This is a genomic window from Alkalibacterium putridalgicola (genome assembly GCF_900109825.1).
In the GTDB taxonomy this organism is placed as follows: Bacteria; Bacillota; Bacilli; order Lactobacillales; family Carnobacteriaceae_A; genus Alkalibacterium; species Alkalibacterium putridalgicola.
Genome location: NZ_FOBL01000015.1, coordinates 17,771 through 38,938, shown reverse-complemented (window position 1 = coordinate 38,938; position 21,168 = coordinate 17,771). Strand labels below are relative to the sequence as shown.

The 21,168-nt window shown below is 45.7% G+C and carries 17 protein-coding genes and 1 other annotated feature; of the genes, 16 read left to right on the top strand and 1 reads right to left on the bottom strand.

The annotated features are described in order from the left end of the window. Window positions 1–10: 10 nt before the first annotated feature. The 14 genes from uxaC (at window position 11) to BMX84_RS06390 (ending at window position 15,452) form a co-directional block, all read left to right on the top strand. Window positions 11–1,417, top strand: a complete 1,407-nt coding sequence (gene uxaC, locus BMX84_RS06450; protein ID WP_091488216.1) for a glucuronate isomerase — start codon at window positions 11–13, stop codon at window positions 1,415–1,417. Between the two features lie 51 nt (window positions 1,418–1,468). Beyond that, the gene (gene uxuA, locus BMX84_RS06445) at window positions 1,469–2,512 is read left to right on the top strand and encodes a mannonate dehydratase (RefSeq protein WP_091488214.1); all 1,044 of its coding nucleotides are present in this window, start codon (window positions 1,469–1,471) and stop codon (window positions 2,510–2,512) included. A 27-nt stretch (window positions 2,513–2,539) separates the two neighbouring features. Then, the gene (locus BMX84_RS06440) at window positions 2,540–3,385 is read left to right on the top strand and encodes an SDR family oxidoreductase (RefSeq protein ID WP_091488213.1); all 846 of its coding nucleotides are present in this window, start codon (window positions 2,540–2,542) and stop codon (window positions 3,383–3,385) included. A 156-nt stretch (window positions 3,386–3,541) separates the two neighbouring features. Continuing rightward, complete coding sequence (locus tag BMX84_RS06435; protein ID WP_091488210.1) at window positions 3,542–5,503, top strand: fructose-1,6-bisphosphatase; 1,962 nt, start codon at window positions 3,542–3,544, stop codon at window positions 5,501–5,503. Between the two features lie 71 nt (window positions 5,504–5,574). Next, window positions 5,575–6,216, top strand: coding sequence for a bifunctional 2-keto-4-hydroxyglutarate aldolase/2-keto-3-deoxy-6-phosphogluconate aldolase (locus BMX84_RS06430; protein ID WP_091488208.1), 642 nt, complete (start codon window positions 5,575–5,577; stop codon window positions 6,214–6,216). 10 nt (window positions 6,217–6,226) lie between these two features. After that, on the top strand, window positions 6,227–7,171 hold the full coding sequence (locus tag BMX84_RS06425) for a sugar kinase (RefSeq protein WP_091488207.1): 945 nt from the start codon (window positions 6,227–6,229) through the stop codon (window positions 7,169–7,171). 432 nt (window positions 7,172–7,603) lie between these two features. Beyond that, window positions 7,604–9,115, top strand: a complete 1,512-nt coding sequence (locus BMX84_RS06420; RefSeq protein WP_091488205.1) for an MFS transporter — start codon at window positions 7,604–7,606, stop codon at window positions 9,113–9,115. A 163-nt stretch (window positions 9,116–9,278) separates the two neighbouring features. Beyond that, window positions 9,279–9,425 carry a hypothetical protein gene (locus tag BMX84_RS12495; protein WP_177165486.1) on the top strand — a complete coding sequence of 49 codons (147 nt, stop codon included), beginning with the start codon at window positions 9,279–9,281 and terminating at the stop codon, window positions 9,423–9,425. 201 nt (window positions 9,426–9,626) lie between these two features. Continuing rightward, entirely contained in the window at window positions 9,627–10,694 is a 1,068-nt protein-coding gene (locus tag BMX84_RS06415; protein WP_091488204.1) for a FecCD family ABC transporter permease, read from the top strand. Next, window positions 10,685–11,731 carry a FecCD family ABC transporter permease gene (locus tag BMX84_RS06410; RefSeq protein WP_218142344.1) on the top strand — a complete coding sequence of 349 codons (1,047 nt, stop codon included), beginning with the start codon at window positions 10,685–10,687 and terminating at the stop codon, window positions 11,729–11,731. The genes BMX84_RS06415 and BMX84_RS06410 overlap by 10 nt, the downstream gene beginning before the upstream one ends. Before the next feature lie 13 nt (window positions 11,732–11,744). Then, window positions 11,745–12,692 (top strand): ABC transporter substrate-binding protein, encoded by a 948-nt coding sequence (locus tag BMX84_RS06405; protein WP_091488202.1) that lies wholly within the window; start codon window positions 11,745–11,747, stop codon window positions 12,690–12,692. A gap of 17 nt (window positions 12,693–12,709) precedes the next feature. Continuing rightward, window positions 12,710–13,501 carry an ABC transporter ATP-binding protein gene (locus BMX84_RS06400; RefSeq protein ID WP_218142343.1) on the top strand — a complete coding sequence of 264 codons (792 nt, stop codon included), beginning with the start codon at window positions 12,710–12,712 and terminating at the stop codon, window positions 13,499–13,501. Between the two features lie 101 nt (window positions 13,502–13,602). Next, window positions 13,603–14,256 carry an SDR family oxidoreductase gene (locus tag BMX84_RS06395; RefSeq protein ID WP_091488199.1) on the top strand — a complete coding sequence of 218 codons (654 nt, stop codon included), beginning with the start codon at window positions 13,603–13,605 and terminating at the stop codon, window positions 14,254–14,256. A 230-nt stretch (window positions 14,257–14,486) separates the two neighbouring features. Continuing rightward, a complete protein-coding gene (locus BMX84_RS06390) occupies window positions 14,487–15,452 on the top strand; it encodes a DUF1002 domain-containing protein (RefSeq protein ID WP_091488197.1) in 966 nt (321 codons plus the stop codon). A 529-nt stretch (window positions 15,453–15,981) separates the two neighbouring features. Here BMX84_RS06390 and tyrS read toward each other — a convergent pair. After that, complete coding sequence (gene tyrS, locus BMX84_RS06385) at window positions 15,982–17,247, bottom strand: tyrosine--tRNA ligase (RefSeq protein WP_091488196.1); 1,266 nt, start codon at window positions 17,245–17,247, stop codon at window positions 15,982–15,984. A gap of 67 nt (window positions 17,248–17,314) precedes the next feature. Further along, window positions 17,315–17,516: a binding site (T-box leader), on the bottom strand. Window positions 17,517–17,701: 185 nt separating this feature from the next. Between tyrS and BMX84_RS06380 the strand changes: the two genes are divergently transcribed. Beyond that, window positions 17,702–20,113, top strand: coding sequence for a glycoside hydrolase family 31 protein (locus tag BMX84_RS06380; RefSeq protein ID WP_218142342.1), 2,412 nt, complete (start codon window positions 17,702–17,704; stop codon window positions 20,111–20,113). A gap of 150 nt (window positions 20,114–20,263) precedes the next feature. Beyond that, window positions 20,264–21,088 (top strand): Cof-type HAD-IIB family hydrolase, encoded by an 825-nt coding sequence (locus tag BMX84_RS06375; RefSeq protein WP_091488194.1) that lies wholly within the window; start codon window positions 20,264–20,266, stop codon window positions 21,086–21,088. Window positions 21,089–21,168 lie beyond the last annotated feature (80 nt).

Below are 21,168 nucleotides of genomic sequence, written 5' to 3'. Positions count from 1 at the left end.
AGACGAATTCATGACTTTTATACATGACGATTTCATGCTGCAGAACGATGTAGCCAAGCACTTGTACCACGACTATGCAAAAGACCTGCCGATTTTTGACTATCACTGTCACCTGGATCCTAAGCAGATCGCGGAAGACCACCAGTTTGAAAACCTGACGGAACTATGGCTGGCCGGCGACCACTACAAATGGCGTGCCATGCGTGCGAACGGTGTGTCAGAAGACAAAGTAACAGGCGATGCTTCACCTGAAGAGAAATTCGAAGCATGGGCCGGGACGGCTGAAGTGGCTATCGGGAATCCTCTGTTCCACTGGACTCAGCTTGAACTGAAAAAATATTTCGGTATCGAGGATCTCCTGACCAGCGAAAACTGGAAAGACGTTTATGACCGTGCCAACACGAAACTGCGCGATGAAGGATTGACTGCACGCAAACTGGTCGAAAATTCAAATGTTGCTTTCATCGGAACGACAGATAATCCGACAGACTCTCTTGAATATCACGACCAGATCAAAGCGGACGATTCTTTTGACGTCACTGTAGCACCTTCATTCCGTCCGGACGAAGCCTTCGCGATCGGTGAAGAGAAATTCACGAACTTCCTGAACAAACTGAAAGATGTGACAGGAAAAACAGCTGAAAGTTACGCTGAACTTGTAGCCCTGCTTGAAGAGCGCGTCGAGTACTTTGATCAGCGCGGCACACTGGCTTCAGACCACGGTCTGACAGAACTTCTCTATGCAGAAGCAACAGATGAAGAGATCGATGCCATCTATGTTAAAGCTCTGGCAGAAAAAGAAGTCACAAAAGAAGAAAAAGCCAAGTATCTGACACGTTTGCTGACAGATCTTTCAGCGATGTATGAAAAACGCGGCTGGATCATGCAGATCCACTTTGGCGCGATTCGCAACAACAATGCGAGATCATTTGAAGCGATCGGACCGGATGCCGGTTTCGACTCGATCAATGATCAGACAGATGTTGCTTATGCACTGAACAATCTTCTGAACAGCATGCATAAAAACGGCACGCTGCCTAAAACGATCGTTTACAACCTGAACCCTATGTACAACCATATCGTGGCCAGTACCGTCGCAAACTTCCAGGGCAACGACGAAGGCATCAAAGGCAAAGTTCAATTCGGTGCCGGCTGGTGGTTCAACGACACAGAACAAGGGATGCTCCGTCAGATGGAAACACTGGCTGACCACGGTCTCCTGATGCATTTCGTCGGGATGCTGACAGATTCACGCAGTTTCGTCTCATATCCAAGACACGACTACTTCCGTCGTATTCTATGTAACTTCGTCGGCGAACAAGTCGAACTGGGCAAATTCCCTAACGATGAGAACCTGCTCAAGAAACTGATCGAGAATGTCTCTTATAACAATGCCATTGAGTACTTTAAAAAATAAGTTTCAGATATTAATAAAATAGAAGGTAACTAAATTAGGAGGAAAAGAATTATGCAAATGTCATTCCGCTGGTACGGGACTTCTGACCCCGTATCGTTAGACTATATTCGTCAAATACCAAACATGAAAGGGATCGTATCAGCTATTTACGATATCCCGGTCGGCGAAGTCTGGCCGCTGGAAAAAATCCAGGAACTCAAACAGCAGGTCGAAGATAAAGGTCTCGAGCTTTCAGTCATCGAAAGCGTACCTGTTCATGAAGATATCAAACTGGGCAAACCATCTCGTGATAAATACATCGAAAACTACAAACAAACCCTGCGTAATTTAGGTGAAGCCGGCATTCCTGTGGTCTGTTACAACTTCATGCCAGTCTTTGACTGGACCCGTTCTGACTTGAACTATGAACTGGAAGACGGTTCGCACGCACTGATCTTTGACGAAGAAGAAGTCAACAAAATGGATCCGCGCACGTTGTCACTTCCAGGCTGGGACGAGAGTTATACAGCTGAAGAAATGAACCAGCTGATGGATGAATATAAAGAAGTCGATACAGAAAAACTTTGGGAAAACCTGGAGTACTTCATCAAAGCGATCATGCCGACTGCAGAAGAAGCTGACGTCAAGATGGCGATCCATCCGGATGATCCTCCTTACAGTATTTTCGGCTTGCCACGTGTCATTACCAATAAAGAAGCTCTGAACCGTTTCATCAACTTATATGACTCAAAATACAACGGTGTGACAGCTTGTGTCGGTTCGTATGCATCTGATCCGAAAAATGATGCCGTTGCTATGCTGAAAGACATGCTTGAAAAAGACCGTGTGAACTTTGTGCACGCGCGTAACGTCAAGCTGACAGGTGAAGGTAAATCTTTCGAAGAATCCGCACACTTGTCTAAAATGGGATCCATCGACATGTACGAAGTGGTTAAAGCTTTGTCTGATCACGGATTTGAAGGATCTATCCGTCCGGACCACGGCCGCATGATTTGGGGAGAAACAGGCAAACCAGGCTACGGCTTATATGACCGTGCCTTAGGAGCAACCTATCTGAACGGTTTATACGAAGCAGTACAAAAAGCAGGTAAATAAAAAACCAACCCATAGGAGGAAAATATTATGACAAAGCAACACGCACATGATTTTAAAGGTAAAGTTGTCGTTTTGACAGGGGCAGGCGGCGTTTTAGTTTCGGAATTCGCCAAGCAGTATGCTCAGGCAGGCGCGAAAGTAGCGCTTCTTGATTTAAATGAAGAAGCAGCACAAGGATACGCTGACGAAATCAACAATGCCGGTGGAACAGCTCGTGCATACAAATGTAATGTTTTAGAAAAACCAAGCATCGAAGCGGCCAAAGAAGCTGTAGTCAAAGACTTAGGCGAAGTCGATATCCTTGTCAACGGTGCCGGCGGGAACAATGCTCGAGCAACGACAGACAACGAATTCCACGAAACAGAAGGTCTTGAAGACATGAAGACGTTCTTCGATCTAGACCAGGACGGCATTTCATTCGTATTCAACTTGAACTTCCTGGGAACCCTGTTGCCGACACAGGTCTTTGCTAAAGACATGGTCGGAAGAAAAGGGGCTAACATCCTGAACATTTCAAGCATGAACGGCTTTACGCCACTGACGAAGATCCCTGCTTATTCAGGTGCAAAAGCAGCGATCTCCAACTTTACTGAATGGCTGGCTGTGCACTTCTCACACGTCGGTATCCGTGTCAACGCGATCGCACCAGGTTTCTTAGTGAGCAACCAGAACCGTGCCTTGTTGTTCAACGAAGACGGCACACCAACGGCTCGTGCGAACAAGATCTTGAACAACACACCAATGGGACGCTTTGGTGAAGCTGAAGAACTGATCGGCGGTCTGTTGTTCCTGACTGACGAACATGCAGCCAGCTTTGTCAACGGTGTCGTTTTACCGATCGATGGTGGATTCAACGCTTATTCAGGCGTCTAATAGGTACGTTACATCTTCATGCTGCAAAAAATGCATTGAAAATCCTTCTTTTAGTATGGATTTAGGAGTAAAATGAAGATGGATTTAATGAGGCAGCTTTCTGAAACCGGAAGCTGTCTTTTTTTAAAACATCTTGTATCAATTGGGAGGATAATGATGGATCAGTACTATTTGAACTTGCTCAGAGAAAAATATTCGACACCGGAAGCGGTCTATACAGAGCTTATCAATTTAGAAGCGATACAGAACCTGCCAAAAGGGACAGAGTTGTATCTTTCGGATGTCCACGGTTCTTCTGCAGCATTCGAACATATCCTGCGTACCGGAGCGGGGAATGTACGGGAAAAATTGGAGAACTATTACGGAGACGAGTGGACAGCTGAACAGAAAGACTGGTTCGGTCTGCTTATCAGTTACCCGGAATATGCCTTGAAACACGACCCTTTCGAATCTGCAAAAGACGATGACTGGTATGCAGATACGATCATTCATCTGGTGAAGTTCATGGGCTTCTGTGCAGTCAAGTATACCCGGTCGAAAGTAAGAAAAGCTCTGCCGCAAAAATATACCTACATTATCGAAGAGCTCCTTTATACAGACTTAACTCAAAGAAAAAAGAATTTATATTACAGGAATATCCTGAACCGTCTGATCAGTCTGAAACAGGCAGAGCCTTTTATCATTGCGCTGAGTGAGGTCGTCCAGCGGCTGGTGATTGATCATCTGCATCTGGTGGGGGATGTTTTTGACCGTTCAAGTGGGGAAGAGCAGGTGATGGAAAGGCTGATACAGCACCATTCCGTCGATTTGCAGTGGGGGAATCATGATTTGCTTTGGATGGGAGCTCACTTCGGTTCGAAAGTGAACCTGATCACCCTCCTGCGCATCGCCGCCAGATATGGCTATTTATTTGAACTCGAGAGAACGTACGGGTTGAATCTGCGGCCACTTTTTCTCTATGCGGAGGAAAACTATGAAGTAACAGAAGCCTTCAGACCTAAAGGATTAAAAAACTCATCTCTGCTGCAGGAAGAGAGTGAAGAGCTGCTGGCGAAAGCCCATCATGCGCTGGCAGTGATCCAGTTCAAACTGGAGGAGCAGATCATTGAAAGACGTCCCGAGTTTCAGATGGCCAACCGGCAGTTTCTTGGGAAAGTGGATAAGGTGAATAAAAAGGTCGAGATCGATGGTAAAGACTGCGAGCTGACGGACTTTCCCTATGATCGAATCGATGAAAACGATCCGGCCCGCTTATCTTATGAAGAGGAACACATTGTCGACACGCTGATTGAAAGTTTTCAGCGGTCGGAAAAGATCCGTAAGTATATGACCTTTCTGCTTGAAAAAGGCCGCATGTACCTGGTTTATAATGGCCATTTACTTTTTCATGGCTGTCTGCCGATGGATGAGAACGGTGATTTCCAGTCAGTTGAGTTAGAAGGCCGGAAGGTTCAAGGAAAAGGGATGCTCGATGCCTTCGATATGTACGTCAGAAAAGCCAGTCAGTCTCCGGATTCCAGTGAAGACTATGCTACCGATGTACTTTGGTATGCCTGGGCCGGTGACAAGTCTCCGTTATTTGGAAGAAACAAAATGACAACGTTTGAACGGTACTATATCAAAGATAAAGAAACACATAAGGAAAAGCGGAATGCTTACTTTGACCTGAGAGAAAATGAGGACACAGTGAAAAAAATATTGCGTACCTTTGGACTGGAAAATAAAAGTGCCAGGATAATCAATGGACATACCCCCATAAAAGTTAAAAAAGGGGAAAGCCCGATCAAAGCCGGCGGACGTCTGATCGTCATCGACGGCGGCATGAATGAAGCCTACAGGGCGGCTACGGGGATCGCGGGTTATTCGCTCTTGAACAATTCCTACGGTTTCCAGATCGTGACTCATCAGCCCTTTGAGTCTGTCTCCGGTTTATTTGAACGTGGAAAAGATGAAACAAGTCTGAAACATGTGATCGATGGGAAACTGGAAAGAACATTGATCAAAGATACAACGATCGGGACAGCTATTCAGAAACAGATCGACATCTTACTTGAAGTCGTGGAGTATATCCAGTCGCAGGAAATCTTGAATGAAGATAAGTTCAGCTATGACATGTAAAGTAGCTGTTGAGCTGATATAGAGAAAGCGTTATACTAGTATACAAGTGCATGGAAAATAGGAGGAATATTATGACTAAAAAACAAGGGATTTTATCTCAATTAAAAGAAAACTACTTATTTGCGGTCATCCGCGGAAAGTCTGCTGATGATGCAACGAAAATATCAGAGGCTGTCTACGAAGGCGGCATCAAGAACATCGAGGTGACGTTTACCACACCTCAGGCTGATGAATCGATCAAAACACTGGCTAAAAAATACGCAGACACAGATATGGTGGTCGGTGCAGGGACAGTCATGGATGCCATCACAGCACGTCTGGCTATCATTGCCGGAGCAGAATTCATCGTCAGCCCCAACTTCGTACCTGAAATCTCAACAGTATGTAATACTTATGCAGTCCCTTATCTGCCAGGCTGCGGCACTGTGACAGAAGTGGCGAGTGCTATGGCTACAGGCGTCGAAGTCGTCAAAGTATTCCCAGGCGGAATCTTAGGCCCTGCGTTTATCAAGAATGTGCATGGTCCGATCCCGCATGTGGAAATGATGCCTTCAGGCGGTGTAAGTCTGGACAATATGGATCAGTGGATGGCAAATGGTGCATGGGCAGTCGGTATCGGCAGTGCGCTGACTAAAGGTCTAGAAGGTAATGACTACAGCAAAGCAACAGAAAATGCCAAGGCATTTGTAGATAAATACAATAATTTAAAATAGGATGTGCGAAATGGCTAGCGTTGTATTAATTGGAGAACCAATGGGTTTGTTTAGAGCACAGGAATATGGAGCAGTCAAGGATGTTTCACGCTTTACCCGATCTGTCGCAGGTGCTGAACTTAATGTGGGGATAGGGCTGTCGCGTCTCGATCACAAGGTGAAGTATGTGACCAAGTTAGGCGTAGATCCTATCGGAGAACATATATTGGATTATTTGAATAATGAAGGTATGGACACAAGCAGTGTGCTCTTTTCAGATAACCATGAAACAGGACTTATGCTGAAAAACAAAGTGAGCGACGGGGATCCAGTCACTGCATACTATCGTCGCTACAGTGCGTTTACAACTTTATCTGTTGAAGAAATCAAGAATCTGGATGTCGAATCGATCGAACTCCTGCATATTACCGGCATCCCGCCTGCAGTGAGTTTTTCTGTTAGGGAAGCAATATTCTATCTAATGAAAAAAGCTAAGGAAGCCGGAACGTTTATTACGTTTGATCCCAACATCCGTCCTTCGATATGGGAATCAGAAAAAACGATGATTTCAGTTCTCAACGAACTGGCCAGTTATGCTGATGTCGTTCTCCCCGGTGTAGCAGAAGGAAAGATCCTCATGGGGTCGGACGATGTCGAGGAAATCGCTCATTTTTATCTGGACCAGGGAGCCCAAGTCGTCATTACAAAAAGTGGTGCACATGGTGCCTTTGTGACGGAAAAAGGGAAAGAAACGGTGAATGTCAAAGGATTCAAAGTAGATAAAGTCGTCGATACAGTCGGAGCCGGAGACGGCTTCGCTGTAGGCGTGATTCATGGGTATCTGAATGGCCGGTCATGGACGGAGGCAGCTGTTTACGCCAATGCGATCGGTTCATTGCAAGTTCAGCATTCCGGAGACAATGAAGGACTGCCGACAAGAAGTCGACTTGAAAGTTACATTGCCAATTACAGTTAATGAGATGAAAGGCCAGTACTGCTTATCGCAGTGCTGGCCTTTTTTTACTGGTATATCAGATTTCTTGTTCAGTTATTTTTTTAAGATGGGACGGCCGATTTCAAGATAGTTTATAGCATCATAACCCTTATATGACAAGGTTTATGATGACTGATATACTAATTAGTCACAAATTAGTCACAAAATTCACTATTCTAAAGTAAGCGTTTTTACATAAAATACTAAATTATCATTATCTCAATAATAAATGATAAAAATGGAATAAAAATCAAAATGAAAAGGCTTAATAAAACACTAGCATATCTTTTTATCGTATGCTAATATACTAGTATACAATATAAAGAAAGCGCTTTTACATTTGTATAACGAATAAGTTGTAGAAATCATTTTTTGTGTTTATTGGCTTTAAAACAAAAAAAGGAGTGTTATATCATGCAAACAACGCACAAACCAACTGAAGCTGTAGCGGTAGACAAGATCCTTCCAAAATCAGCTAATCCAAAGAACTATAGACGAGCTAAAATCTGGCAGATGGGATTCTTTGCCGCTAATAATAGTGCGACGAATATTTATATGTTCCTGATGATGAACGTTGCCTACTTTGCTACTGGGGTTGTGGGGCTCGGAACAGTGCTGGTCTCAACGCTAATTACCGGAAGTCGAATGTTCGATGGTATCACCGATCCGATCATTGGATTATGGATCGATAAGACAGATGGGAAATACGGAAAATTCAGACCTTTCATGCTGGCAGGCTATTTGACAATGACTGTCGTGGTACTGCTGCTGTTCTTCACAAACCATTTGGTACCTGATCCATTACGCTTGCCCTATTTCATTTTATTATATCTGCTTTACATTATTGGATACACTTTCCAGACGGCAGTAACTAAGTCTGGTCAATCCGTACTGACCAATGATCCCGAACAGCGACCGCTCTTTTCTACCTTTGATATTTCAATGACGTCATTATTGTTTGCCGGAGCGGGTATTTATCTGGCTAACTATCTGGTTCCAAAATATGGAACATTCAACAGTGCTGCATTATTTGCAGAGTTTACATTGACCGTTATTGCTATCTCTGGAATACTGACGACTCTTGCCATTATCGGAATATGGGAAAAAGATCGTACAGAATTCTTTGGGACGGGTAAAGCAGTAAAAATCACACTCAAAGATATGTGGCAGATCCTTAAAGGAAATCGCCCGCTTCAAATGCTGATCGTGGCTGCTTCTACAGATAAACTGGGCCAGACTATCGCTGGTAACTCGATCGTAATGGTCATGCTTTTCGGTATCATTATTGGAGATTATGGATTGTTTGGTGTGATTTCAGGGATATTATTGATACCGAATATCATCATCGCTATATTCGGCACGCGTATGGCTGGTAAGTTTGGAACCAAAAAAGGATATATAGGCGCTACCTGGCTTTCAATGATCACTTATGGCGGTATGTTCCTGCTGATCGTTTTTGGCGACCCATCACAAATTTCAATGAGCAATATGGGTTTCATGACGATCGCATTCCTAAGTTTATATGTCATCGGTAACGGTGTAAGAACCTTATCCGGCGGACTGGTCATTCCAATGATACCAGATGTGACGGACTATGAGACATATAGAACAGGGCGTTATGCTCCTGGGGTAATGGGGACCATCTTCTCATTTGTTGACAAAATGATTTCTTCATTTGGTCAGACAGTTATCGGAATCACTCTTGCATTTATCGGTTTTGACCAGATTTTCCCGGATGTTACTACACCATATTCAGATGAGATTCTCTGGGTCACAATGTTCTTGTTCGTTGGAACGCTGATGTTTGCATGGATCGCTTCACTCGTTGCAATGAAGTTCTATGATTTAGATAAAGCAAAAATGGAAGAGATTCAGGCTGAAATCGAGTCCAGAAGACAAGAAGTGTTACACAATAAAGAAATTTAAGTTTTAATTAGTTCGAGGACAATGTGCTGAGTTTATTCTCAGTGCATTGTCTTTTTTTATAACGCTGCCATTTCCTTATCTAGCCTTTACAAGCGACTTTGTGAATGGTATAACTTATATGAAGGTGATAATCATTCTCAATTAATTCAGGAGAGCTAGAAAGATGCAGATGGACGTTGACAGTGAGGCGGCTATTACTGCTATGAAAGCGATGGAGTATATGATTATCCAGGCTAAACCTTTCGATTCTGGCATTCTATTAAACGAGAAAATTATCACAGTAGTTAAGGCGACTTGTGGCGGACCTTAATCTTTAACGGCTTCCGATTGTATACCGTAGGATGAAGGAAGGTACGTTACAGAAGAAGCCGAACCGATCGAGATAGTCTTGATTGCAGCACAGCCTGTCTGAGATCCAAAAGAAGGAAAAAACATTGTGTCTTCTCTTAATATAGGCCTAGAGGAGAGAGAAGTATAGACGGACAGATCCTGATACAGAGGAAAGAGAGTAATGATGGATGAAATCAGACGTAAACAACTAACAGATAAAGATATACAGAAACGTTTAATGAGACGGTTGAGTCATTCGCATCCGACGGCTTGGATCTTCTTCACGAGTGGTGTGATCCTGTTTCTGCTGATGCTTCTCTCTCTGCGCTTCGGTGCGGCTGAACTCACGTGGGAAATGATCGGCGAGGCGATATGGAACTTTGATGCAACGGATACTGCGCATGTGATCCTGGTTGATCTGCGTATTCCTCGAGTCCTTGCTGCAGCGGTTGTTGGAGCGTCGTTAGCCGTTTCGGGTGTGATCATGCAGGCATTGACGCTCAATCCACTTGCGTCGCCTTCTATCATGGGTGTGACGTCTGGGTCGGCCTTTATGATCGCGCTTGGCTTTGCCTTGTTCCCACAGCTGTCACATTATCAGCTGATTTTCTGGTCCTTTACGGGAGCAGCATTGGGAGCAGGCATGGTTTTTTCTATAGGGTTCTTCACTCAAAGAGGATTGACGCCTGTAAAACTTGCCTTAGCTGGATCCGCAGTCAGTGCGCTGCTTCAATCATTGTCAACGATGATCGCGATCCATTTTGATGTAGCCAGAGACATGAGTTTCTGGTATGCCGGTGGAGTTGCGGGGGTGAGAATCGAAAGTGTCACGGTGATCGCTCTCATTGGGATCATCGGTTTATTTGCTTCATTAACGCTCTCACGTTCTCTTACGATCCTCTCGCTGGGTGAAGAGATGGCTAGGGGACTGGGACTGAGAATCGGATGGATAAAACTGATTTCTTTACTCATTGTTCTGGTCTTGACGGGGGCAGCTGTTTCCATAGCGGGGGCGGTCGGTTTTATAGGTCTGGTCATCCCGCACATGACGAAAAAAATCGTAGGCCTGGATTATCGATGGGTCCTTCCGATATCTGCTTTATTCGGAGCCAGCCTGCTTGTGCTGGCCGACATTGGTGCCCGTGTGATCAACCCTCCCTATGAAACGCCTGTTGGAACACTGACAGCGCTGATCGGCGTCCCGTTCTTTCTCTTTCTGGCACGTAAAGGAGGGAGAGGATGGAAATGAGGAATCAGAAGTCTGCAGGTCGGTACACCAGACAATCAAAGCGGACGATAAAACTGTTCCTGTTTTTAGTCGGGGTGCTGCTAGTGATGTTTTTTGTCAGTATGGGTGCCGGTCATCTGACCTTGTCACTCATTGACATCTTTAAAACCCTGATCGGTTCAGGGACAGACAGTCATGCCCTGCTCCTGTTTCAGTTTCGGATCCCCAGACTGCTTGTAGCCGTTCTCGTCGGGATCGGTATGGGTGTGGCCGGAGCGGTGTTTCAGGGTATCACTCAAAACGAGCTGGCAGATCCGGGGATCATCGGTATCCATTCTGGATCCGGTCTGTTCGTTGTCATGTTTTTGTACCTCACGTCTTTGTATGAAGGCTCTCAGCCCTGGTGTACGCAACTCAGTCTGCCTTTCGTCGCTTTTATAGGCGGCATTACTGCGGCCCTGATGATATATATCCTGGCCTGGAAAAGCGGCGTGACTCCCGTCCGGCTTATCCTGGTGGGGATCGGGTTGAATGCGGGGTTCTCGGCCCTGCTGCTGTTAGTCCAGCTCAAAATGAGCGACAGTGACTTCAACCGGGCTCTCGTATGGCTGTCGGGATCGATCTGGAATGCTAGCTGGCAGTCTGTCTGGAGTCTTTTACCTTGGATCCTCATCTTCTTGCCATTGACTCTTTACAAGGCACGAATATTGGCGGTGATGCAGCTGGGAGAAGAAATGGCTCTAGGCTTAGGGACACGAGTGGAAAAAGAGAAATTTTTATTACTCATTATCGGCGTGGCGATGGCCGCGGCCAGTGTAGCTGTCGCGGGAGGCATTGCCTTTTTAGGACTGGTGGCTCCGCATTTAAGTCGGCGTCTTGTCGGAGGTAAGTTTCTGAGACTTATTCCAATCACAGCAGTTGTCGGTGCTATCTTGATGGTGGTTTCTGATACCCTGGCACGCACACTGCTTGCGCCTGCTGAAATACCTGTGGGACTGATCGTTTCGGTCCTCGGGGCACCTTACTTTATTTACTTATTAATGACGATTAAAGATTAACGGAGGAAATAGGATGAAAAAATTAGGAATGACGGGTTTGACCCTTGCTTTATTATTGACTGCCTGCGGTGAAGAAAATACTGTTGATGAGACGGAAGAAACAGCTGAAGAGCCAGTTCAAGAGGAAATAGAAACAGGGCCTGTAACGCTGAAGGACGGAATGGGTAGAGAAGTTGAGATCCCTGAAGATCCCGAAAACATTATTGCGTCATATCTGGAAGATTACTTAGTCGCTTTGGATGTCACTCCAGCTGCCCAGTGGTCGATCAGTGACGGTGCAGGGGTCCAGAACTATCTGCAGGAAGAACTGGGAGATGTTCCGACGATCCCTTACGATCTTCCTTATGAATCAGTGCTTGAATTCAGTCCGGACCTATTGATCCTTCGCGATCAGCCGGAAGAAGATATGGTCAGCCAGTATGCACAGATCGCTCCGACTTACGTTCTTGAATCCCAGCCGACAGACTGGCGTGGGACCTTGACGGAAATCGGCGAAGTTTTAGGCGAAGAAACGAAAGCAGAAGAGGTCATTGACGCTTATGATCAGGAAGCGACAGAAGCGAGAGATCTCGTTTCAGAAAATGCTGAAGGTGAATCGGCTGCAGCGGTCTGGATGGTGGATACCAGCTTGTTCGTCGTTCATCCTGAACGTTCAAGCGGCGCTGTTCTCTACGGTGATGCCGGGTTTGAAGTCCCTGAAGTCGTTTCCGATTTATCAGGAGACGCTGACTGGGCTGCCGTTTCATTAGAAGAACTGGCCCAGATGGACGTTGACCGTTTATTCTTCATATCTGATAATGGTGAAGAAGCTTTGACTGAGGACCGTTTATGGCAGAATATTCCTGCAGTAGAAAATGATCAGGTCCATGTCTTTGCTTCTGATTCAGCATGGTTATATTATGGACCGACAGCAAATGAACAGGTCCTCGGTCATATTGAAGACAGTATCGCAAACGACTAACAGGAGGAGGGGATTTCTTGTCCCGGATTGAAGCAAGGGATTTATCAGTCGGCTATGGAAAACGACCAGTTATAGAAGAGATGGATTTGACCATCCCTGAATCTCAGATCACCAGTATCATCGGTCCAAATGGCTGTGGCAAGTCGACGCTGCTGAAAACTGTCGCACGGATACTGAAACCTTCACACGGCTCAGTCCTCCTTGACGGTAAAGCGATCCACAAGCAGTCGACCAGAGACATCGCTAAGAAAATCGCCATTCTTGCACAGTCTCCCCATACTCCGGAGGAAATCACGGTAAAAGACCTGGTGTCATATGGACGGTCACCTTATCAGAAAGGTTTCGGCCAGCTGACAGCGAAAGACTGGGAAATGATCCACTGGGCATTGGGAGAGACCAATCTGCTCGAGTATGCTGACCGGTTTGTGCATTCATTATCGGGCGGTCAGCGTCAGCGTGTGTGGATCGCCATGGCTCTGGCTCAGGATACAGACATCCTGCTGCTTGATGAACCGACCACTTATCTGGATCTCGCCCATCAGCTCGATGTCCTGCAGGTTTTGGAACGACTGAACAAAAAGCAGGGGAAAACCATCGTCATGGTGATGCATGATTTGAATCATGCATCCCGCTTTTCGGATTTCATCGTCTCGATGCGGGATGGCGAAGTCATCAAAGCCGGATCCCCGCGAGATGTAATGACCAATAAAGTCCTGCGTTCGGTATTCGATATCGATGCACATATCGTGGAAGATCCCGCTACTAAGAAACTTGCCTGTCTGACTTATCAGCTGGTAGAAAAAGAATAAATCTATTGAGAAGACAGTGACCGGAACTAAGCGTCCTTTTGGTTATCCTGTCTTTTTTTTGTTATGGTTATAATAGAGTTTAAAAACGAAGGAGCGATAGTATGAATGTATTGATTGTTGGAGCGAATGGTCAGATCGGACAACACTTAGTGGATGAGTTGAAGGATGAAGGTAAACATAAGCCCGTCGCTTTTGTCAGAAAAGAAGAACAGGTAGAAAAATTCAAAGAACAGGACGTCGAAGCAAGACTAGGCAATCTGGAAGACTCTGTAGATGAAATCAAAGAGCGTATGGCTGATATCGATGCTGTGGTCTTTACAGCCGGTTCAGGCGGCAGTACGGGGTCTGATAAGACTCTGCTGATCGACCTGGACGGAGCAGTGAAAGTCATTGAAGCGACCAAAGCCAGCGGAATCGACCGGTTTGTGATGGTCAGTGCCTTTGGGGCCGATGATCGGGACAGATGGAATGAAGAACTCAAGCCGTATTATGTAGCGAAGCACTTTGCGGACATGTGGCTGATGGATTCGAGTCTGAATTATACCATTGTGCGTCCGGGTATGCTTGAAAACAAAGAAACGATCGGCAAAGTCCTTGCCAAAGATGTCATTACCGATTCAGATGTATTCAGTATCCCTCGGGTCGATGTGGCTAAAGTCCTGGCTGCATCTCTTGAAAATGAAAACACCTACCACAAGTCATTTGATCTGGTCACAGGAGATAAGTCTGTTGAAGATGCACTGAACGGCCTTTAATAAACTGAAAATATTTGATGAAGAAGCATCGGCTATAAAGTCGATGCTTCTTTCCCTTAATGGTAAAAGTTTAAATCGTCCTATCAGCTTATTGATCGATTCTTATTTTCTTCAGTTTTAAAGTCATTATATAGGTTGATCATTTATAGTGTGAATAGTCAAAAGTGAAGGAGGGTGGTATACTATATGTGCATTTGATCTAATGCATTTATTTTAAAGGAGAGAAAACGATGATTAAAGAATTGAAAAGAAAACTTGGTTATATTACCGCATTGAGTGTCTTGTCAGTGGTTCCGATGTCGACTGTCAATGCTTCTGAAGGCATCGATACAAGTGTGGTGGATGAAGCCTGGGGACTGCCAACCTTTGTTTATGGCGGCGGGCTGGATGAGGCTCAGATCGCTGAAACAGCGGATCTATTGGGGATCGATAACAGAGAAAACGTTGCAGGCGTGGATGTGACAGGTGAAGATCTGCAGAATTATCTGGGGACCGGATCTGGCAACACGGCCAGCATGATTTCCTCCGTTCTGGTTCAACGTGAGGATGAAGGCGACGGCGTCAGTGTCCTGATCGAAACACCGGATGATATCACGGAAATAACCGAAGAACAGTATGCCAATGCAGCCATCACAGCAGGTGTAGAAGATGTGACCATCATGGTCGCCAGTATCCGTCCTGTTACCGGCGAAAGTGCTTTGACCGGCATTTATAAAGCCTTTGACGTGAACGGTGAAGATCTGGACCAGGACCGCATGGAAGTGGCCCAGGAAGAACTGGAAACGACCAACGATATCGCTCAGGCGAACACCGGGGAAGAAGGATTCGATACCTCCCGCTTTGATCAGGCGATCGTTGAGATCAAACAGCAGCTGGCCGACCTCCGCGAACAGCAGAATGAACTGGCTACACGTGAAGATATTGAGCGCATCATCAATGAAGCGCTGGAAAACAATGATCTGCAGAACGTGATCAGTCAGGAACAGATCGACCGCCTGCTGGCTTTCTTTGAACGCTATCAGCAGACCGGGGCCATCGATTCTGCTCAAGTAAGAGAACAACTGGAGAATCTGTCCACGAACATCAGAGACCGTTTCGGAGATGTCTGGCAGGACGCTGAAGACAGCGGTCTGATCGACCAGATCGGCAACTTCTTCAGTCAGTTATGGGAAGCGATCAGAAATTTCTTCAACTAAAATCCTAAGGGTCGAATCACATGTGAATGTGATTCGGTCTTTTTTTTGATTTCTGAAGGTCGTCTTTTGTTAACTCACTTAGTTATCGACAGGAAGCTGGCAGAAGGGTATAAATGTTATCGGAACAGAAGCAGCCAAAGCTGTCGAGTTACTAGAAGAAGAGGTAACTTCTGTGAACTTAGTATAGAAAATAAGAGCGAGTTACTAGAAGAAGGGTCTTTTTCTAGTATCCCAAATCAAAAAAGGCCCGGAGTTATGAAAAGAAGGGGTGTCTTCTTATAACTCGATGGTAAAAGACTAAAGTGTTGCCAAAAGATGGCCGATCTTCTATGAACTCCTGTGAACATTTCGGTAGCAGCTGCTAAAAGAAGCCAGTTCTTCTCTCAACCTGAAAGATAAATACAGAGGAGTTCATAAAAGCAAAACCGGTTTTTATGAACTCTACATTAAAAAATGCTTTAGTTAATAGATAAAAACGATCCCGCCTTCTTTCTCTGAAGGCGGGATCGTTTTTTTGTTTGTGTATCTATTAAACTAAATGAACCAGGAAGTATTTCTTTTTACCTTTACGTACGATAACAAAACGGCCGTCGAAGCTGTCGTCTTCTGTCACGGTGTAATCGACATCTTTGACTTGAATCCCCTTGAGGCGGATCGCACCGTTTTTGATGTCTTCGCGTGCTTGACGTCGTGACGGTTCGATTTTAGTGATATCCACCAGAAACTCGACCAAACCATGTTCGCCGGCAGGTGCTTCTGATGACGGCACATCTTTAAAGGTGGCGGCGATCTGGTCCGCTGTCAGTTCCTGGATCTCGCCGGAAAAGAGTGCCTGACTGATCTTGATGGCTTCATCCAATGCGTCCTGACCGTGGACAAAACGTGTCATTTCTTCAGCTAAAGCTTTTTGAGCGGCACGCTTGTGCGGCTCGGTTTCTACTTGTTCAGCCAGAGTTTCGATTTCCTCTTTTGAAAGGAAAGTGAAGTACTTCAAGTACTTGACGACATCACGATCATCCTGGTTGAACCAGAACTGGTAGAATTCGTAAGGGGTCGTCTTTTCAGGATCCAGCCAGATCGCGCCGTCTGCTGATTTACCGAATTTTGTGCCATCTGCTTTCAGAAGCAGGGGAATGGTCAGTCCAAAGGCTTTGGACTCTGCGCCTTCTTTTTTACGGATCAAGTCCAGTCCGGCCGTGATATTGCCCCACTGATCGGAACCGCCGATCTGCAGCTGCACGTCTTCGTTCTGGAATAAATGCAGGAAGTCGACAGACTGGATGATCTGATAGCTAAATTCAGTAAAGGAGATGCCAGTATCTAAACGGCTTGACACCACGTCTTTCGCCAGCATCGTATTGATATTGAATTCCTTGCCGAAGTCACGGAGGAAATCCAGGAAAGAGAGTTCTTTCAGCCAGTCATAGTTATTGACGAGTTTGATCCCGGAGTGTTCTGAACCAGCCTCAAACAGCTGGCGCATCTGACTGCTCAGTTTGTTAGCGTTCATCTCGATCTGGTCCATGGTCTGGAGGACACGTTCGGAATTACGTCCGCTGGGGTCTCCGATCGATCCTGTTCCGCCGCCGATCAGGATAACGGGTCTATGTCCCGCCAGTTGGAATCGTTTCAGGATCATGAAGGGGATCAAGTGTCCCACATGCATGCTGTCACCTGATGGGTCGATCCCGCAGTATAAGGCGATATCTTTCTCGTTGGTCAGTTCGCGCAGACCTTCTTCGTCTGTCTGCTGGTTGATGGCTCCGCGCCATTCCAGTTCGTCTAGTATATTCATATTCACGTATTCTCCCTTTTCATGATTGTATGCAATAAAAAAAGCCCCGCAAAAAGCGTGTGCTTTTTGCCGGGACGAACAATGCCGTGGTACCACCCAGATCAAAGTCAATAAAAAAATGACTTCACTCATCCCCATAACGCCGGGTCGCGCTCAAAAGAGAAAAGCTCCGAGGTGTACTTCGTTTTATCTGATCATACGGATTTTCACCAGCCATCCGCTCTCTTACAAAAACCAGAAAAACTACTGCGCCTGTTCATCGCTGAAAGTATTTATCTCAGTTAGTATAAGGGATTAGAGGGTATAAGTCAACCGTCTATAACCACCTGGCAAGTGGACGAGGAGCCCAAAACGTTTCCGTTAGTTTATTAACCTTTTGAATTGTTTTTAAGTGGAGATATATTTGGTGTATGCTAAAATATAAGTAAGAGTGAATGAGAAAGGATGAAGACACTTGGTTAAGAGAAGAAAAGAAGTGTTTAATTTAGATAGGGAGCCAGAAGCTCCAGTTGAATCTCAGGTTATCTGGAAGAATTACCGGTTTACAGTCTTAACCTCTGCGCTTTTTCGTATAGAGTATGATAAGCATGGTGAATTTGAAGACCGTGCGACTCAAACGGTTCTGAACCGCAATTTCCATACACCAGAATTTAATAAAAAAGAAAATGATGAATATATCGAGATCATCACCGCCAAAGCTCACCTCATCTTTCATAAGGAAGAAGGCGGCTTTACTAAAAACAATCTTAGAATAGAAGCCATCGGGAACTATAGTCTTTACCACAGTACTTGGTATTTCGGTGACCGTCCGGACACACTGAAAGGCACGGCTCGGACGCTCGACTTTGCGGATGGAGCTATTGAACTTGAAGAAGGGCTTATGAACAAGAACGGGTACTCGGTCTTTGACGACAGTAAATCCATGCGGCTGACAGATGACGGCTGGGTGGAAAAAAGACCCAAAGGGATCACCGATATGTACTTCTTCGGTTATGGCCGGGATTATCTGGGAACCCTGAAAGACTACCATCATCTGACAGGCAAAACGCCTATGTTGCCTAGATACGCTTTAGGGAACTGGTGGAGCCGTTATTATCCGTATTCTCAAGAAGGATACAAGCGTCTGATCAAAGAATTTGAAACAAGGGATATTCCTTTTTCAGTCGCCGTTATCGATATGGACTGGCATCTCACAGACGTTCCGCCTGAATACGGATCCGGCTGGACAGGGTATACCTGGGATACGGATCTGTTCCCTGACCCCAAGGCATTCCTTGGTTGGCTTGACGACCATGGGCTGCGTACGACGCTGAACCTCCACCCGGCGAACGGGGTACAGCCTTATGAAGAGCAGTATGAACCGATGGCTAAAGCGCTGGACGTTGATATCGAAGAGAAAAAGCCGATCAATTTTGATATCGCCAATCATGAATTTTTAGATGCCTATTTTAAATATCTGCATCACCCGCATGAAGAGATCGGGGTCGACTTCTGGTGGATCGACTGGCAGCAGGGGAGTGTCACAAAAGTGGAAGGACTGGATCCTTTATGGATGCTCAATCACTACCACTTCCTCGATAATGGCAGAGGCGAGAGCCGTCCGCTCGTGTTCTCAAGATATGCCGGCTTAGGTTCACACCGCTATCCGATCGGCTTTTCCGGAGATACGGCTGCGACATGGGATTCACTTAATTTCCAGCCTTATTTCACAGCGACGGCATCCAATGTCGGCTATGGCTGGTGGAGTCATGATATCGGCGGACATTACGGTGGAAAGAAAGACAATGAGCTCTTTGTCCGCTGGGTCCAGTTCGGCGTCTTTTCTCCGATCAACCGGCTGCACAGTCAGGACGGCGAGTTCAGCGGAAAAGAACCTTGGCGCTACGGTAACAATGCAGAAAAAATCGTGACGGAATTCCTGCAGCTGAGACATCGCCTGGTCCCTTATCTGTATACGATGAATGTGATCAATCACTTCGATGATTTTCCGTTGATACGACCGATGTATTACCATTACCCATGGAAGGAAGAAGCGTATGAAGTGCCGAATCAGTATTATTTCGGGACCCAGATGATCGTTGCGCCTGTAACGCAGCCTTTAAGAGACGACTTGCGTTTAGGTAAAGTGAAAGTGTGGCTTCCAGAAGGACGTTGGTATGATTTCTTCATCAACCGGGCGTATGAAGGCGATCGTATGATAGACATGTACCGTTCGCTGTCCGCTTATCCGGTCTTTGTGAAAGCCGGAGGGATCGTTCCACTTGACCAGAGCTACAGTAATCACACAAATAACCCCGAACATATGGAAGTGAAAGTGTATGCCGGGGACAACGGCAGCTTCTCTTTATATGAAGATGACGGATTAGGGCAAGGTCTGGAGGAAGTGACCACGAAAATGTCCCTGATCTGGAAAGAGGAAGAGGGCGAATGGTCGATATTCCAGATCAATGCGCCTGAAGGCAATCAGGATATCCTGCCGGCTGAGCGTCAGTTCACTTTATCATTGATCGGTTTTGCGTGTCAGAAGATGCCGGAAATTTATGTGAATGATGAACAGGTCGATGTTGAAGTGTTCCGCAAAGGTAAAGTGACGAACGTCGTCATACCTAAACAGCCGATAGATTCCACTTATACCGTTCATTTAAAAGAAGTGAAGCTGAAACAGAATGATATGCATGGTGAGCTGTTCCGATTCCTTGATCGCGCACAGCTTCCGGCGAGTCAGAAAGAAAAAATCTACAATACGATCATTAGAGGCAAATCAAGCGCGCGAGTCATCAGTGCACTGCTTGCCTTGGACTTGGGTGAGGACATCATCGATGCCATCAGTGAAATCGTCTGGGCCAATCCCGACGAAGTCGATTAGCATCACAACTAAACAATAGAATAGAGAAGAAGGCAGAACGACAGTCGAAGGACTTCTCAGTATCTGCCTTCTTTTTCTGTATTCTTATAGGTCCGCATGCTTAGACATGATACAATGGAATTGAAGTTTTAAAGGAAGTGAGCCTAGCATATGACAAAAATAGTTTTTCTTGATATAGATGGAACGCTGGTGACCAAGTATAACACTATACCACAGTCGACCAAACGTGCCATCCAGAAATTAAAAGAAAATAACGTAATGCCTGTCATTTCGACAGGTCGTGCCCCCCTTCTCATCGAAGAAGTCCGGCGTGAACTTGGTATCGACAGCTATATCGCCATGAATGGTCAACTCGTGGTCCACGAAGGCGAAGTCGTCTATCATAACCCGATCGAACAAGAAACGGTCGATCAGCTCATCGACCGGGCAGTGGATAAGAATGACGGTATCATTTTGTGCGGAGCTAAAGATATTTTCAGTAATTCCATCGTCTCGCTGGCTAAAAGGAGTTCAGTCCTGACGCTGCTCAAGGGGCTTGTGAAACTGGTCCCCGGCTCCATTCAGCTGTCGTTCTTCAGCCGTCTGATCAAAAAGCCGCCCAAACCGGAAGATTATGAAGGAAAACCCATCTATCAGGTCATTATTGAAACCTCGCAGGAGGAAGAAGAACAGTACAGAGAAGCCTTCGATATGCTGAACTTTGCCAGGTCCAATCATTATACCGTGGATGTCATCAGTAAAGGGATCTCCAAAGCGACGGGGATCGAACATTATCTGAATCATGTCGGCGTGGACCTGAAAGATACTTACGCCATCGGAGACAGCCCCAATGATCTGGAAATGCTGGGATATGTAGAAACCAGTATCGCCATGGGGAACAGCTGGGACAACGTCAAAGAGATCGCCGATTATGTGACGGACGATGTGGATAAAGACGGGATCGAAAAAGCACTGAAGCATTTCGGGCTGATCTGAGACCCTTTATTCCGTTCTTTTTCAGCAGTGTTTCCTGTGCTATACTAGTTAAGAAATGTTTAATGCACAGCGAATAAAAG

Coding starts and splice junctions, on each gene's coding strand:
- BMX84_RS06425 (WP_091488207.1), top strand. CDS start 6,227: ATGGCTAGCGTTGTATTAATTGGAGAACCAATGGGTTTGTTTAGAGCA.
- BMX84_RS06420 (WP_091488205.1), top strand. CDS start 7,604: ATGCAAACAACGCACAAACCAACTGAAGCTGTAGCGGTAGACAAGATC.
- BMX84_RS06440 (WP_091488213.1), top strand. CDS start 2,540: ATGACAAAGCAACACGCACATGATTTTAAAGGTAAAGTTGTCGTTTTG.
- BMX84_RS06390 (WP_091488197.1), top strand. CDS start 14,487: ATGATTAAAGAATTGAAAAGAAAACTTGGTTATATTACCGCATTGAGT.
- BMX84_RS12495 (WP_177165486.1), top strand. CDS start 9,279: ATGCAGATGGACGTTGACAGTGAGGCGGCTATTACTGCTATGAAAGCG.
- BMX84_RS06435 (WP_091488210.1), top strand. CDS start 3,542: ATGGATCAGTACTATTTGAACTTGCTCAGAGAAAAATATTCGACACCG.
- uxaC (WP_091488216.1), top strand. CDS start 11: ATGACTTTTATACATGACGATTTCATGCTGCAGAACGATGTAGCCAAG.
- uxuA (WP_091488214.1), top strand. CDS start 1,469: ATGCAAATGTCATTCCGCTGGTACGGGACTTCTGACCCCGTATCGTTA.
- BMX84_RS06395 (WP_091488199.1), top strand. CDS start 13,603: ATGAATGTATTGATTGTTGGAGCGAATGGTCAGATCGGACAACACTTA.
- BMX84_RS06430 (WP_091488208.1), top strand. CDS start 5,575: ATGACTAAAAAACAAGGGATTTTATCTCAATTAAAAGAAAACTACTTA.
- BMX84_RS06375 (WP_091488194.1), top strand. CDS start 20,264: ATGACAAAAATAGTTTTTCTTGATATAGATGGAACGCTGGTGACCAAG.
- BMX84_RS06405 (WP_091488202.1), top strand. CDS start 11,745: ATGAAAAAATTAGGAATGACGGGTTTGACCCTTGCTTTATTATTGACT.
- tyrS (WP_091488196.1), bottom strand. CDS start 17,247: ATGAATATACTAGACGAACTGGAATGGCGCGGAGCCATCAACCAGCAG.
- BMX84_RS06410 (WP_218142344.1), top strand. CDS start 10,685: ATGGAAATGAGGAATCAGAAGTCTGCAGGTCGGTACACCAGACAATCA.
- BMX84_RS06415 (WP_091488204.1), top strand. CDS start 9,627: ATGATGGATGAAATCAGACGTAAACAACTAACAGATAAAGATATACAG.